The following is a 15175-nucleotide window of genomic DNA, read 5'->3' as shown; positions in this document are numbered from 1 at the left end:
GCAACGCCACAAGCCTCACAGTTCAACATCAATCTGCCCAATAGCATGAATCTGAATCTCGCTGGGAAGCTCCTGAAACGCAAGCACGGCAAGTTCGGGGCAGTCGTTTTCTATCAGCTTGCGCAAGTACCGACGAATGTCCATGGCGGTCAGCAATACAGGTATTGCTTGTCGATCGCGCAAATCGCCGACAGCATCTCGAACCGCCTTCACCAGCTTTTGTTGCTGGTCGGCCGGCAAGACGACGTAGCTGCCCGCTGACGTTTGTCGTACCGCTTGCCGCAGCGCCTCCTCCAGACCGGGCGATACGAGATAAGCGCTTAATGTGTCGCGGCTTTGCGCGTACTTATGCGCAATCTGTCGCTTCATGTCAGCGCGAGCATACTCGGTGAGAACCACAGGGTCTTTTTCCTTCTGTCCCCAGCGCGCCATCGTTTCCAGAATGCCTTTCAGGTTTCTGATGGGAATGCCTTCAGAGACAAGGCGTTGCAAGACATCAGCGAGGCGTTGCTTCGGCATGAACCGATCAACCTCTTTGACCAGATCTGGGCTGGTTTTCTCGAAGGCGAGTAGGAGCATCGCCGTTTCATGCAGACCCAAGAATTCGGCCGCGTGGCGCTCAAGAATCGTTCCCAGAAAAGCTCGGAAAATATCGAGGTCGCGAAGTATGGCCGCCCCAAAGTCGATGGCTTCCTCAACAAATGGTTCCTCGATCCAGTACGACAACGGGAAGTCGTTGCCCAGACCGCACGGGTCTTCATTCACGCCAAGTATCGCAAGATAGTCTGCGTCCAAACCTTGGGCCAGAACGCGTCCTTCAGGAATCCGCCAATCAGATACCGGAACCTCATTGCAGTGGACTCTGCACTCGAAACCATGCAGTTCGTCGTCCTGGCGAACGAGGATGTCCGGAAACGGCACGCCAAGCGCGAAGCTCTTGGCGCGTCGAACCTCTTGTACCGCCTGGGTAATGGCTGGCATGCCGTATCGATTGCGGAAAGCTTTCGATAGGCTGAGAATCAAAGGCACCGAAAATGAGGGGCCGTCGGAGCTAGGGGAGGTACCGTTGGCCATGCCATGAAGGGGCGAGTCCGCAGTGTCATTGAACTGTGCGTTGGCGCTTCGCCGCTGACGCAAGTGCATGATGAGACTGGAGCCGGCGAGAATACCCGCGAGTATGGCGAATGCTGCGGTTGGCATGCCGGGCACGGCGGCCATCCCCCCCATGGTGAGCCCGCTAAAAAGAAGGGCCTTGGGTTCCGATGCGATTTGCCGGGCGATATCTCGACCGACGTTGGACTTGCTGTCTTGCCCGGTCACGCGGGTGACGATTAAGCCTGCGGCAATCGAGATAAGTAGCGCGGGAAGCTGACTGACCAAACCGTCACCGATTGTTAGAATGGAGTACTTCTGCATGGCGGTGGACATGTCTAGTCCCTGCTGGAGAACGGCAACGCCGATGCCGCCCAACAGGTTTACGGCGACGATGATCAGCCCTGCTATGGCATCTCCCTTGACAAATTTCATGGCACCATCCATCGAACCGTAGAACTGGCTCTCCAATTCGATGTGTGTGCGCCGCGCCTTTGCCTCGTCCTTGTCGATCACGTTAGCACGCAGGTCACCGTCGATGGCCATCTGCTTTCCCGGCATACCGTCCAGCGAGAATCGCGCCGAGACCTCTGCAACGCGTTCGGAGCCTTTGGTGATGACGATAAACTGCACCAGGGTCAGAATCAAAAAGATAATCAAACCAACAATGATGTTGCCTCCCACGACGAACATGCCGAAGGTCTCTACAACGTGTCCTGCATCGCCCTGCAGCAGGATGAGACGCGTTGTTGAGATAGACAACGCCAATCGAAATAACGTGGCAACTAGCAGGATCGACGGGAACGACGAAATCTTCAGAGGTGACGAAAGATGAAGTGCCACAACCAGAAGAATCAGTGCGATGGCCAGATTGACGCCGATCAGGATGTCGACGAGCAACGTCGGCATCGGCAGAACCATTAGCGCGAGGATTGCAATGAGCAGAACGGCGAGCGCGGCGTCCGCGCGCAGCACTGGAATCTTCGGCGAGCGTGTAAACCTGGAAAAAAACGGCTTCATATGTTAATTGCCCAACGGACTGGCGTGGCGCATCGAGACGCGATGTTGCCACCGACGATAAGCTTCGTTCAATGTATCGATAGCGCATTGCACCGAGGCAAAATCGATCTCCGAGTCCTCTAGCCTGACCCACAACATTGGCCGCTGGTCATGCGCCGAGAGTCCTGGTGCAACCCCCAGGTGCCATCCATGAGAGGCGTCGGCGATCTCGAGCAAGGCAAGTAGCTCTACTTGGTCGGGCTGATTCTTCGGCAAAAGACGCATCACAAGAAGCGCATCGTCTGTGATCTCAAACGCCAGCGCGCTGCCATCATCTACAGGAAGTTCTGCAACGTTATCGTCGCTGAACAGTGATTGGGTCTTCGCATGACGACAGCAGGCGGCGACGACTTCTTGAGCGTATGTGTAGTTCATTTTTGAGCAAACCCATGAAATGGAGAGCCTGAATGTGACGTCAAAGGGGTTCGATGTCCGCTTCTTTGTCCAAAGCTTCCTGAATGGCTTCGACGACGCGCGTTCGTGATGCGTCGTCCACGAATAACTTGTCCGGCATGTTTTGCATCCAAGTCCGAACCCGCCCCAAAAAACGCAGGCGCCACGGGGAAGCAACGAAGGAATCCGCCATCTTGATGAAGCGGGCGGGAACCACCCATGGTTCAGCGGCAATCTTGACCAAATCGCGAGTCATCTCCACCGGATCGTTGAGTCGCATACCCTGACGCTCCTCCCACTGCGAACAAAGTGTCTCGCACTCGTCCAGCACGTTGGCTATCGAACTCGTTTCGTAGAGCATCTGCCGTATCAGATGAAGATACTCTGCCGGACATGAGGTCCAGTTTGAGTCCAGCTCGCGCCCTAACGTGAGCGTTAGCATCTTCAGTGCGCGGCGCAAGCGTTTTCGAAAGTGCTTGAGGATCTCATCAAGCATCGCCGCGCAGGAGCCTTGCGCGAGCACGGCAAGGTATGCCGTCTGAAAGCTGTCAATATCATGCGTCGACTCCCCCATAGATATAGCAATTTCCATCGCATGAAGTCGAGCCCGAATTTGCTGCCCGAAGTCCTCGTCAAGGGCTTGCTGCGCTTCAATAATTCGCGCCTGGACGATGACCGCGTCGTCGCCAAGTGTCGCGGTCTCTTCGAATGCGAATTGAAGTGCCAGCATCCGATCTTCCGGACTCAAGTCGGATCGTCCGGTGATAAGGCTGATATCGCCGCGCGACGAAATGACTGAGCGGGCGAGGCGTTGCAATCGACCGTAACGCAAGTCGGTCGCGGAGGCCGTGCGCATGAGCGCCAGGACCTGCTGGACCTTGTTGAAGCGGTTCGAGTGCGGGAGGACCTTGCTAACCTCGCGTCGCGGCCGACTCGTATCCTGCGTGCGACCAAAGGTCAGCTCTTCGGCACTGTTGCTCAGTTGCGACTGAATCGAGGGCCGCCCGCCCACCTGTACGGGCGAGGAAATTGGGGGCAGGAATGTAGCCCCACCGATGCTCATGTTCATGGTGTTTCCCTGGATCTATCAATGGAGGGCGCGGGTTGCTGCTTGATACCGTCGCCTGTGCGGCCTCCGTCACGTTGATTTGCGGGATGTTCCCTGCCGTGGTGGCCGTAAAGATCTTCAGCCAAGCGCAGGGCGATGCCCTTGCTGGCGCGATGATCGCTGGCGACCGATGTGACGTTTGTGGACGGTGAGATCTGTTCGGACGCTATCGTGTTCGGGGATGCGCCGATAACCTTGTTTCTATCGGGCAATCCGGCGTCAGATGGCGATGTTGCTTGCGGCGAGTTCCTATTCATAATTGACGGGGGCGATGAGAGCGGATCAGGGCTCGGCGCTGGAAGCGGTCGTTGCAGCAAATCGGACGGCGGGCTGGTGGGTGTGGGCATGGGGAGTTGCGGCACTGACCGTTGAGATTTCGGTGCTGGCAACGGAAGGGTCAAGGGCTGAGTGGTATCGATACCTGCGCCCATGTCTCGCGACTGGCGAAAAGCCTCGCCGCCCGCAGTGCCCTCCACCGAAAGCGTATTGACGATACGAGGAGTCACTACAAAGAATCGCGTTCGATTCAATTGCGACTCATGTGTGTTTCTGAACAATGCGCCGATGCCAGGCAACGATCCCAGGACGGGCACTCGCTCAACAGACGTTTGCTGTTCCTGACGTTGATGTCCCGCAATCAGAAGGCTTTCCGCATCGCCGATCACGGCTTGCGTGCTGATCGTGCTTGTCTTCAGGACCGGGAGCTCCTCAGCCGTACTATTAATCCGCTTACCGTCTTCAATATCAACCTGAAGCAGAATTCGGCGTTGCTCGCCAGGGGCGGCATCAATGACCCGAGGCGTGACCTTCAGCATGAGGCCGGCACTTACGGGCGTGGTCTCTACAACCCTTTCGCCCACGGTGCGGATATACGATGTCTCGCTTGTGTCAAATAGGGCCTGAAGGTTGTCCATCGTCAGAAGTGACGGTTTTGAGATCACCTGCCCACGTCCCTCCCTTTCCAGGAGATGAACGCGAGCCGATAAATCGAAGCCGCGCGGCAGCACGGTGGTTAGTGCGGCAGAGAATGGCGCTCCGGCGACGCCGGCGGCAACCCCTGCGGCGGTAGACGCGATGTTGCCCAGCGCCCAATTGACACCGATGTTCTCAGCCAGGTCGCTGTCGATGTCGATAATTGCCACCTCAATCTGCACGAGCGGAACATTGACGTCGAGCTGCGAGATCAGTTGCCTGTAAAACGGTTGCGCATCTGGCGATGCCTTTACGACGATGGCATTGAGTCTGATGTCGGAAGCAATGACGGCAGTGCGTTGGAATGAACCCCACTCGGACTCCGCCGATGGGGCACTGTCTTCTCCATGGACCGACGTCGCACCTGTCTCCTCCAATCCACGCAGGATCGTTGCGACACCCGGCACCACGATTTCCCGATCTCGATATTTGATCGTGCGGTCCTGGACGTTCGCGTATTTCAGCCGATAGACGGCGACTTGAACATTATTCGGCGTGGAGGCAATGTTGCGTACGATTTCCTCGATTCTGGCCACATAAGCTGGGGGGCCGGAGACAATAATCTGTCCCTGGTTGCCCAGTTCTCCCCAACCATAGCGGGGGTTGAAGAGTCCGAGCCCCTGAAGAGCGCTTCGCACTTGCGCGATCATTGGAGGCGGGACTTTCAACATCCTTCGGATTCGAGCAGACAGGGGGGTGACATATAGCGTTCCGCTATCCACGAACCAGTCGAAACCATGGAGCCCACCCAATTGATCGAGAAACTTTCCCGGTGATTCTGCGGATACCCGACCGTTGACGATGCCGGAGATGCCTGAGGCGACCTTGACGTTGAGTCCGAATTGGCGTCCGAAGTCGCGCAACACGGTGGACAGCGGTTGCCTATCACCTGTATAGATGTAGGGTTGAGCGAGCCACGGAGCGCCGATGTCGGTCTGTGCGTGCACCTGAATCGCACACGTAGCGCCCGCTAAGCAGAGCAGCGAATTGATGCAGGCTTGGCGTAGTCGAGAGAGTGTAAGTTCCATCATTTTTCTGAAGCGAGGGTTATAGACCGGGCCGGAGATGATTGGGATTTCGGTCTCGTGTGGTGTTGACGACATTGCGCTGCCACCACTCCTTCCATGTGAAGAATGCATCCACGAAGACATCGAACGAGAGGACAAATGCTGTCGGATTAGACGCCATCTCGTTGGGAAACCAACGTTGCAGCAGGATGGTGCGTCCGTCTGGGGACAACGAGGGGGCCTCCCGACGCTCCCGGGCATGGGCGGTCACAAGTTGAAGAAAACGCTGCATCACGTCATTTCGTTGCTCCTGCGCGATGTCGGTCAGCGTGCCGATACGCACGCGAAGCACGAGATGGCGTGGAGAGAGAATGCAATGAACCAGATAGCGGTGCTCCAATGCGAACGAGAATTCCCCGTTACCGTCGAACTGCGCATCTGCCAAACCGAGTTGACCAAGCGCTGGTGTCCAGATGGATGGATAGAGATTGGTATTTGTCGTCATGGTTGTAGAGATCGTCATGGGCTACCGATTTCTGCGTCGTCGGGCGAACTTGTGCCATCGGAAGAGAGCGAGCCGTCCGAATCTCCCGACATGGTGGTGCTGGACTGTCCGGTCTCCCGCATGCGTTGGGCCAGCACCACGATTTCCGCGGTGGCCGATATCAGGTCTTTGGGAATTGCCCTGAAGACGTCTCGACGGTAGAGGCGACGTGCCACTGGAATGTTCTGAATCACAGGCACGCCAGCATTGCGTGCGATCGAAACAATTGTCCTCGCGCCATCGTCTTCGCCCTTTGCAATAACGACCGGTAAGGGCGTGACCTCCGGGTCGTAATACAGCGCGACGGCCAGGTGCGTCGGGTTCGTAACGACGGCCGTCGAAAGTGGTACCCGCTCGGCATCTCCCGCAACGATCTCCTGAAAAAACCCGCGGCGGTGCCTCTTGAAATGCGGATCACCTTCGCTTTCCTTCTGTTCCCGCTTGACTTCCTCCTTCGACATCCTGAGTTGCTTGATATGCTGATGTCGTTGCCACAGAATGTCGAATATGGCGAGCAGTGCGAAGAAGAAGAAATTCAGGGTCAGAAGATGCGTCATCACTTTGCCTATCCCATAGGAAATGCCTGCAACGCCACGCCAAGGCAAGCTGAAGAGCAAGCCGAGATTTCCCTTGAGAACGAAGAAAACAATCGCGGCGAGAACCGCCGATTTCGCGAGCATCTTGATGACTTCGACTAAGGTCTTGACCGAGAAAATTTGTTTGATGTTGGCTACGACGTCGAGCTTCTTCAGACTCGGCGATATTGGCTTAAGCGAGAACAGCGGGCCGAACTGCAGCCAGTGCAGGACGAAACTGAGAGCGTTCGTTGTGACCAATATTGAGATGATGAGCGTTAGCGCCAGACCCGACGCTTCAAGCAGAACCTGCATCGCAGCGGATTCGAAAGGTGCGTCATACAGGCGTGTTGGAAGCGATATAACGCCCACAAGATACTCAGCAATGTATCTTCCGTTATAAATAAGGAATCCGAAAAGAAGTCCAAGAAGTATCACGAATACCGTGTCTTCACTTTTTGCGACCTGGCCGTCTTCACGCGCTTTGTCGAGGCGGCGTTGAGACGGTCGTTCCGTCTTTGCGGACTGTTGGCTCATCGCGTCACCTCCAGTGCCGAGCGGACGACCTCCTTGAGGGTTTGCGCGAGATCGCCAAAGTGCGGAAGGAGTGTGCCGAGGTAGGCACCAAGCAACAGGACGGAAAGTACGTTTTTGATAGGCATGGCCAAAACGAAGACCTGCATCCGGGGCGCAAATCTCCCGATCAAACCGAAGCCCAGTTCGACGATGAAAAGTCCTAACGCAATAGGGCCTGCGAGCACGACCGCGGTCCTGAGCGAATGATCTAACCGTCCCAGCCACCAGTCCATACCGGTTGCATTGAAACTGGGCCACCACAATGTGGGAGGCCAGGAAAGATAGCTTTGGTAGAGCGTGTCAATCAGCCAGCTCATCCCGCCGAGGAGTAGGAAAGAGACCATGAATATCTGGTTGAGCAACGCGGCGAGCGTTGCGACGTCATTTCCGGACGCCGGATTCAGCACACTGGCGACCGAAGCGCCGCTTTGGTTGTCGATCATCGCGCCCATACTCTCCGCGGCCCAGAAAAGTAGTGCGATGGGAAGACCCATCACGAAGCCAATCAAAGCTTCCTTGGCGAGAAGGAGAAAAAAGGCGGGACCGCTCAACTCGCTTGCAGTCAATTGCGGCAGTAGCACTGGGGCAAGCGGCAGGCAAAGCGCGCCCACCATGCAGAACCTCAACAGACCAGGCATCGTGTCATTGCGAAAGAATGGCAGCATGGTGAACAGCGCGATCGCACGAGGCCATGCCATGATCCACGCAAGTGCGAAGTCCTTCGTCAGGTGAACGGTCTGGGCGAGTTCGTGCATGATGATCAAAGCATCGGAAGGAGATCAAACATCGCCGTCGTAAAATCGAGCATTTCGCGCGCTATCCAATGTCCCGTGACCATAAGAACGACGATCACGACAACAAACTTCGCGAAGAAGGGAAGCGTTTGATCCTGCACTTGCGTCGCGGCTTGCAGCAAACTGATGAGCAAGCCCGCCAATGTGGCAAACGCGACGACGGGGACGCACAGTTTCAACGTCAGAAACAGCGCTCGCGTCACCAGCACAGAGAGGTCGTCGGGTGTCATGATGCGTAGGACACGACAAGGCCGTGCAGCAGTCGAGACCATCCGTCCGCCATGACGAACAGGAGAAGTTTGAGCGGCAGGGAGATGGTCATCGGTGACATCATCATCATGCCCAGTGCCAGCATCACGCTTTGAACAATGAGGTCGATGACGACGAACGGCAGATAGAGCAGAAATCCAACCATGAACGCCCGCGAAAGCTCCGTCACGAGAAAAGCGGGTAGCAATACGGAGAAATCGTTGCCCGTCACCGTCGCAGCCAACTCGGCCGGCCATATCCGTTTGACGGTATTGGCAAAGAATGTCACTTGATCGGGATCGCTGTGGTGTGAGAGAAATTCCCTTAGCGGACCTGCCGCCGCGATGGTCGACTCGATGAACGCCGGGATCGATTTCATCGCTTCAGGAGACTCGGAGACCGTCGCGTACATGGTGTGTGCGACGGGTGCCATGACGTAGCACGTCAGCACGATCGTAATGCTGTAGATCGCGATATTCGGCGGGATCTGCTGGACGCCGAGTGCGTTTCGGACGAGCAGGATGACTATCGAAATCTTGAGGAACGACGTCGTCATCACGACGATGATAGGCACGAGGCTCAGCAGCGCCAGATACATCGCCAGGGTGACTGGCGTGATGTCGTTGATCATGATGCTTCGAACCTCGTTTGGGTCAGCATAACGCCCACAGACCCATCGATGTCGACCATCTCTCCTTTGCCTATCAGCACGCCATTTGCACGTATGCTGACGACTTCGGGCAGCGCCCGGTTGAGATTGATGATGGTGCCTGGGGTGAGGTTCTCGACTTCTTCCAACGTTAGTTCGCATCCACCAATGTCGAAGGTCAGATGTAACGGTATGTCTGACAGGGAAACGTTCTCACCGTTTTCTTGCGGTTCGGATTCTGGAGCCGTAACGTCCTGGTTGGCGTTACCGGAGGCGCTGTCGAGGGGAAATTGTTCGTCGGAGACTTGCATTACGTTGCCTATGATTGTCATGCCGGCGTGTTGATCAATGACTGCCTTTACCAGAGGCCGATGCTCCGCGCAGAAATGAACGTGCAATCCGGATGCGGTTCCATGAGGAAGGAAAAAAATTACATCGCCAGGGCAAATGCCCCGCCACACCTGGGGACTTATTGACGTACGGCCGACTTCGAGTGTCAGCCGGATCGTAGCGGTACGTCTGAGTTCTACGTTCGGTGTGACGTGGTTCCGCTTCGGTAGCCGTTCTTCACTCCAGCGAGCGAGAGCGCATAGGCTTTCACCGGAGAATTCAGCGACGGCAATGAACTGTTCGGTAGGCGTAGCCGAGTCGTCGTTTTTTTGAGTTTTGAACGAAAGTCCCAGCGCCGTGCCCGGCGCAAAGCTTGACGATAACGACGCGCGAGCGACCGAATCCAGATTCAATGTCGTATCGCAACCGAAGGCGGCCAGCCAATACGCGAGCGTATGGGTGACCAGAGCCTGTAGCAAATCGTCCTGCAGCGGGGCATCGAACAACTCAGGTACGTGCGTGCGCATCACTGCGTAAAGGGCGCGCTCACCAACCGAGAGCGAAAACCGATGCCCACCGATATATCCTGTCATTCGGATACATGCAAGCTCGCGCTCCGGTATGCCTCGTAGCGGAAGAAGGCTTGCGCGCCATTGCCTCCCGCCGATCAAAGCAATGGGAGAAGCGATGCGATGCATTAGGGCGAGCGCCTGCACCTGCGCTCGCGACAGGCTGGGAAGGGCAAGGTGCCGATATTTCGGCACCACGGTTTGACCTGCACCGGAGGACGTCATGATTCTTCGCCCATCTCCGTCGAAGTCGACTCGGAGGCGGCCACGCCCCCCGTTTCAGAGATGCGAACGTCAATTCCACGATTCAATCGCCTCGTGAGATCTTCGGAAAGACGTTTTCGGTGAGCGTGCAGCCAGGTAGCCACTTCAGCAGAAGGGGGAATGATTACGACGTCAATACGATTGCCGGAGCCCGTGAGGTGCATCGCAGCGCCTTCGAGCGCGGTGGAACGGAGGACTACTTGCGCCTTTGACGCCCAAAGCTCTCCACTGCGTTCAAGCCGTCCGAGCTGCGTGGTGAATTCGGTGGCCGCAGCTTCCAGCCGTAGCACGTCTGCGTTTGCTGTGACCGTTGAAGATGGTGGGACTTGCGCTTGAGAACCCGTTTGCCCAACGATGACTCTTGAGCTGTTAGCAAAACTAAGACCATAAGATAGATCGACGCTGGCGGAGTCGGGATCAATTTGAGGGTCGATGGTGGCTTGCAACTCGCCCGGAAGATCCGCTAGAAGCGTGGCAGACAATGCTGTGCCGATAACGTCGAATTCGGGGGCGAGGTCTTCTGCGGCCGCCTCGTCGCTCTCTCTCTTCTGGGCAGCATCGGCGCGTCGACGCGCTTCGGCAAATTGTCGAACGTCGGCAAGGTCGCAAGGCTTCGCCGGTAATGGAGGCTGGTCCAGCTTGGCGCGCGTTTGAGAAATGCTGGATACGGGCGAGATCGGAGTCATGGATGTTTCCTGTCAGGGGTTCGCTGCTTCGCATATGCGCCACAGAGATCAGTTAATTCCTTTGCGGCGAGCCGCGATTTGATGCTGCGCAGCGTTTGAGCGGTGTGCTCATAAACGCTCTCAAGTTTTTGCAATTCCATCTCACGCTTGACCATCACAAGACGCGCAGCTTCCTCTGCGGCGATAGCTTCGTCCAATTCAGCCTTCAACGTGTCGCAGCGAAGCCTTAGCGAGTCGATTTCATCTCGCATGGTGCGAATACGCGCATGAGCGAGGTCGATGTTGGCGAGCGACGTAACGCCTTCGCGTAGACGCTGGAGTATTTCGCGCTGTCGCGCGACGAACGTGCTGGCGGTAAGTTCGAGTGCAGACAGACAAGATGCATGCGCTTCCTTCGCCGCTACGCTTTCGCGCTGAAGCGTTCGCCAGCGACTGGCGGACGCGTCTTTGCGTTGTGTCTTGATACTGAGATGCGTTCGCAAAGCGGTGATGTCGATTAGTTCAGACACGATCTCAGTTCCTTTAGCATGGAATCGAAACCCACGCGCTCGTCCTGTCGTTGCTTCAGAAACGTCCGAATACCTTCGATTTTCGCCAGCGCTTCGTCGGCGATGGCATCCGTTCCACCTTGGTACTCGCCTAGTTTCACGAGTAGTTCGATCTCCTTGTACTTCGCCATCAGTTTGCGCAGGTGTTCTGCCATTGCCATATGCTCGGCACTGGCCACGCGTTTCATGACGCGGCTGAGGCTTGCGAGAACGTCAATCGCGGGATAATGCATTTCTGCACCGAGTGCCCGCGAAAGGATGATGTGGCCATCGAGCAGAGATCTAACCTCGTCGGCCACGGGCTCGGTCATATCGTCCCCCTCCACAAGCACGGAGTAGAACGCCGTAATGGAGCCTCGCTTGGCGGTTCCCGCCCTTTCGAAAAGTCTTGGCAATAACGCGAACATCGAGGCCGGAAAGCCCTGACGAGCAGGCATTTCCCCAACGGCAAGACCGATTTCTCGCTGAGCACGGGCAAGCCGGGTGACGGAATCCATTAGCAACAACACACGTTTCCCCTGATCTCGGAAGTACTCGGCAATGGCCGTCGCGACAAAGCCAGCTTTAAGACGTTCAGCAGCTGGCCTGTCCGCCGTCGCAACGATGAGTACCGATTTCTTGAGTCCGGCCTCTCCTAAATCGTGCTCCATGAATTCTCTGACCTCGCGGCCACGTTCACCGATCAGCGCCACCACGCAAATGTCCGCGTCAGTGCCCTTGACCAGCATCGCAAGGAGCGACGTTTTCCCGCCACCTGCAGCCGCAAAAATGCCAATTCGTTGTCCTTCTGCGCACGTGAGCACGCCATCAATGGCGCGGACTCCTGTGGAAATTCTGCAAGAAACGAGCTCGCGCTCAATGGCAACGGGAGGAGGCGCGTCCACTGCGTAAGATGTTGGAAGATCTAAAGGCTCGGCTGCGCTATTCAAAGGATCGCCAAATCCATTCAGGACTTGACTCACCAACGCGTCGCCTACGCGCACACGATGACGAGCGTTCGTAACCAGTACTTCGGTACGGTGAGATAGGCCTGCAAGATCGCCAAACGGAGCCAATACCGCAACACCTGGTTCGATGCTGACAACCTCCGCTGGACGTTCCCAGGCGCTGTCGGGACATTGCAGAATGCAAAGATCGCCAATGCGCGCGCGTGGCACGCGAGCGCGCACCAGCGTTCCCTGGACCTGTTCGACGCGCCCGCGCAATGAATGCGCGTTGAGCGCCGACAGGCGTAACTGCAGTTCGTGCAGGCGTTCGCTATACATCCGCGCCTCCGTTGCCCGAATCGGGCGATGTGGGCATATTCGTGTCCTGATGACAGGCGGTCGACATGTCCGCTCGCATTGTGCTCAATACCTTAAGAACGTCTTCCAGATCACCGACGACCGAACCGTTGGCGGTTTCGATGCGACATTGCATATTGCTGAGTCCGGCATCCGCTTCCAGTTGAAATTCCAAACACGGCCATGTCGCCCGCCATTGGGGGATTTGCGCTGAAAGGCGGCACGCTAATTCAGTTGCCACGATGACACGTACGGCCCCATGACTGGCCTCCAATTGGCGTAGCCCTTGGCGGACAATTCGTTCAATTCGCTCGACATCGTCCATCTCGCATATAACGCGTGAGATCACTTCAAGCACCAACGTGCAGACGTGTTGTTCGGTAGCGCGCAACTCAGCCAGACGAAGCTCGGTCACCTCAAGACTTTCGCGAAGCGCTTGCTCTGCGGCCTGTTTGATCCCGGCCTCGTATCCGGCAGCGAAAGCTTTCCGATATCCGTGGTCGCCCCAGGCAATTGTGTCCTCCGCGATCTCTCGCGCGCGGCCGACGAGATCTTTCGCGTGTGTGAGCAAATTGAGTTCGGACGCACGAAGAACCCGAGCGGTGCCGGTCATGCGTACGGCCTCGCGTGTTACGCAGAAGCTTGCATCGGAAGGCGATGCCACATCCGGAGTATCCATGGCCAAATCTCGATCTCGGGGGGCGTATGTCTCAATGGGCCGCCCGCACTAGAATCCGGGCAGGGCAATTTCAAAAGCAAGCGTTTGCCCAACGGAGCGGGTAAACGAGCAATGGCGTTAATCAATAAGTCGGTTCCAGTTGCAAGTGCAACGGCGTTGAAATTTGCTGGTGTGATCGGCGCGGAATCGATCAAAGTCTCCAATCTTTCATGGGTAAGCAGCGGCGCTTGCGCGTGCAATGACAAAAATTTCTCTTCTCCAAGCGCGGCCTGCCACTGACATCGGCTCTCGTAATCGATGGAGCGTCTGACATGTCGGCTGAGTAGGATTTGGCCGATCCACCGACTGAGCTCGATGAGGTCACTGCTACGGGTCTGAAGCGCAATCGTCGTTTCGGGACGATTCCAGTCAGTCCAGAAGCACGTCTCCATACCTATCTTCCGAAGGACTGAGAGCGAAAGCGCACCATGTCCGTACGGACTATCGAAAACGACGTCGCACCACGGCGCATCGAGGAACCGTCGTCGCCAACTTGCATGGAGGTAGCGACTCGGCAGGGTATTGAAATACCAGCCGAGCGCAATTTCCTGATCTCCGGGTTTCACTTCAGCATTGATCTTCACCATTAGTCTCCCGAATCGAAAGATTGATGGCTTGTCTCCGCGCGCGGCGCGATAGGCTCCTTGTACTCATCTCGCGTTTTCCGCTCATCGGATTTCATTCTTGTGCGGCGCCACCACCAATAGCCTGCGCCGCCAGATCCGATCCCCGCCATGGCGATTAGCAAGCCGATCCACATTGCCGTTTGTGACGACTTGGGCTTCATGCCGGGATTTGGCATGCCAGGAGCGAACGTATCGTCAGCCGGCGATATCACAACCGATACTCGTGATGCGTCCAGCTCGGGCACTGAATGAGCGACCAGATCCCGAATCATTGGGACCATGTCCGCTAAATCGGCCGAGGGCCGGTGTTTGATAAAAACGCCGGCAGTCGCCTTGATTTCTGGGCCTGTCAGGGACGCTTTCTTGGGCAGAACGGGAAGCACGCGAACGTACACGACGTCGTCGAGCTGCGATAGCGTGTCTTCAAGCTCTTGGGCCAAGGCATAGACGTAGCGCGCCTGCTCTTCGAGCGGCGACGAGACAATCCCGTCTTTCTTGAAAACCTCACCGAGCGTGGCGAAGTTACGTCGGGGCAAGCCGTAGGCACGCAGCTGCGCTAATGCCTCGGCTTCGCGCGACGACGATACGCGAACCGTTACAGAACCGTCTTTCTCCAACGATTTGCTCGATACTATATTCACCGCCGCGAGTGCGGAGACAACGGCGTTCGCTTCCGATTCCGGAAGCGAACGCACCAGCTCAATTGATCTGTCGGAACAGCCGACCAGTATCAATACGAATGCCAGCGACGTCAGACGCAAGAAGCGCCCAAGTGATGCAGTCATTTATTGAATACGCGCTAACGTATCGAGGTTCTGCGCCGACTGTGTCACGATCTTGCCCGCGATTTCGTCTGTCGTATGAACCTTGATCATCTGTGACTGCAGCAAAAGCATCTCGCTGCTCGACATGTCCGGGCCGACGGCTTCTAGCGCACCGCTTAATTTCGAGTGCTGTGATTCAATGCTCTCGAGGGCTTCGACGGCCTTGCGGAACAAGGAGGCCGCTTGTGCGTCGGTAGCTTCCCGGTCGGCGGGGAGGGGGGGGAATCCCGATACTTGCGAATCGGGTTGAACCAAATGGGTTAGTACTTGAATGGTAGGCACTTGAATTCCTGTTAAGCGTTGTGGCGG

At 56.6% G+C, this 15175-nt stretch carries 17 protein-coding genes; all 17 read right to left on the bottom strand.

Annotation, left to right across the window (positions count from 1 at the left end; translation table 11 throughout):
* Positions 1-15: 15 nt before the first annotated feature.
* Genes sctV through PCO31010_RS15375 form a run of 17 tightly spaced genes read right to left on the bottom strand, consistent with a single transcriptional unit; the run spans position 16 to position 15148 of the window.
* Entirely contained in the window at positions 16-2112 is a 2097-nt protein-coding gene (sctV, locus tag PCO31010_RS15455; RefSeq protein WP_150665042.1) for a type III secretion system export apparatus subunit SctV, read from the bottom strand.
* A gap of 3 nt (positions 2113-2115) precedes the next feature.
* Positions 2116-2526 carry a type III secretion system chaperone gene (locus PCO31010_RS15450; protein ID WP_150665041.1) on the bottom strand — a complete coding sequence of 137 codons (411 nt, stop codon included), beginning with the start codon at positions 2524-2526 and terminating at the stop codon, positions 2116-2118.
* A gap of 40 nt (positions 2527-2566) precedes the next feature.
* Positions 2567-3613: a TyeA family type III secretion system gatekeeper subunit gene (locus PCO31010_RS15445; protein WP_150665040.1), complete on the bottom strand. Its 1047-nt coding sequence runs from the start codon at positions 3611-3613 to the stop codon at positions 2567-2569.
* Complete coding sequence (sctC, locus tag PCO31010_RS15440; protein WP_174984798.1) at positions 3610-5727, bottom strand: type III secretion system outer membrane ring subunit SctC; 2118 nt, start codon at positions 5725-5727, stop codon at positions 3610-3612. The genes PCO31010_RS15445 and sctC overlap by 4 nt, the downstream gene beginning before the upstream one ends.
* On the bottom strand, positions 5672-6154 hold the full coding sequence (locus tag PCO31010_RS15435) for a type III secretion system chaperone family protein (RefSeq protein ID WP_150665038.1): 483 nt from the start codon (positions 6152-6154) through the stop codon (positions 5672-5674). The genes sctC and PCO31010_RS15435 overlap by 56 nt, the downstream gene beginning before the upstream one ends.
* Entirely contained in the window at positions 6151-7287 is a 1137-nt protein-coding gene (locus PCO31010_RS15430) for an EscU/YscU/HrcU family type III secretion system export apparatus switch protein (RefSeq protein ID WP_150665037.1), read from the bottom strand. Before PCO31010_RS15430 ends, PCO31010_RS15435 begins: the two co-directional genes overlap by 4 nt.
* Positions 7284-8081 carry a type III secretion system export apparatus subunit SctT gene (gene sctT / locus PCO31010_RS15425; protein WP_150665036.1) on the bottom strand — a complete coding sequence of 266 codons (798 nt, stop codon included), beginning with the start codon at positions 8079-8081 and terminating at the stop codon, positions 7284-7286. Before sctT ends, PCO31010_RS15430 begins: the two co-directional genes overlap by 4 nt.
* A 5-nt stretch (positions 8082-8086) precedes the next feature.
* Positions 8087-8350, bottom strand: a complete 264-nt coding sequence (gene sctS, locus PCO31010_RS15420) for a type III secretion system export apparatus subunit SctS (RefSeq protein ID WP_174984795.1) — start codon at positions 8348-8350, stop codon at positions 8087-8089.
* Positions 8347-8997, bottom strand: coding sequence for a type III secretion system export apparatus subunit SctR (gene sctR, locus PCO31010_RS15415; RefSeq protein WP_150665295.1), 651 nt, complete (start codon positions 8995-8997; stop codon positions 8347-8349). The genes sctS and sctR overlap by 4 nt, the downstream gene beginning before the upstream one ends.
* Positions 8997-10142 (bottom strand): type III secretion system cytoplasmic ring protein SctQ, encoded by a 1146-nt coding sequence (gene sctQ, locus PCO31010_RS15410; protein ID WP_150665034.1) that lies wholly within the window; start codon positions 10140-10142, stop codon positions 8997-8999. The genes sctR and sctQ overlap by 1 nt, the downstream gene beginning before the upstream one ends.
* Entirely contained in the window at positions 10139-10867 is a 729-nt protein-coding gene (locus tag PCO31010_RS15405; protein ID WP_150665033.1) for a hypothetical protein, read from the bottom strand. The genes sctQ and PCO31010_RS15405 overlap by 4 nt, the downstream gene beginning before the upstream one ends.
* Positions 10864-11376, bottom strand: coding sequence for a hypothetical protein (locus tag PCO31010_RS15400; RefSeq protein ID WP_150665032.1), 513 nt, complete (start codon positions 11374-11376; stop codon positions 10864-10866). The genes PCO31010_RS15405 and PCO31010_RS15400 overlap by 4 nt, the downstream gene beginning before the upstream one ends.
* Positions 11364-12680, bottom strand: a complete 1317-nt coding sequence (locus PCO31010_RS15395) for a FliI/YscN family ATPase (protein WP_150665031.1) — start codon at positions 12678-12680, stop codon at positions 11364-11366. Before PCO31010_RS15395 ends, PCO31010_RS15400 begins: the two co-directional genes overlap by 13 nt.
* On the bottom strand, positions 12673-13377 hold the full coding sequence (locus tag PCO31010_RS15390) for a hypothetical protein (protein ID WP_150665030.1): 705 nt from the start codon (positions 13375-13377) through the stop codon (positions 12673-12675). The genes PCO31010_RS15395 and PCO31010_RS15390 overlap by 8 nt, the downstream gene beginning before the upstream one ends.
* Positions 13329-14003: a SctK family type III secretion system sorting platform protein gene (locus tag PCO31010_RS15385; protein WP_150665029.1), complete on the bottom strand. Its 675-nt coding sequence runs from the start codon at positions 14001-14003 to the stop codon at positions 13329-13331. Before PCO31010_RS15385 ends, PCO31010_RS15390 begins: the two co-directional genes overlap by 49 nt.
* Positions 14003-14827, bottom strand: a complete 825-nt coding sequence (gene sctJ, locus PCO31010_RS15380) for a type III secretion system inner membrane ring lipoprotein SctJ (RefSeq protein WP_150665028.1) — start codon at positions 14825-14827, stop codon at positions 14003-14005. Before sctJ ends, PCO31010_RS15385 begins: the two co-directional genes overlap by 1 nt.
* On the bottom strand, positions 14828-15148 hold the full coding sequence (locus PCO31010_RS15375; RefSeq protein WP_150665027.1) for a hypothetical protein: 321 nt from the start codon (positions 15146-15148) through the stop codon (positions 14828-14830). It abuts the gene before it with no gap.
* Between the last annotated feature and the right edge of the window lie 27 nt (positions 15149-15175).

The sequence above is a fragment of the Pandoraea commovens genome, from assembly GCF_902459615.1.
Lineage (GTDB): Bacteria > Pseudomonadota > Gammaproteobacteria > Burkholderiales > Burkholderiaceae > Pandoraea > Pandoraea commovens.
This window is presented reverse-complemented; position numbering and strand designations above follow the sequence as displayed.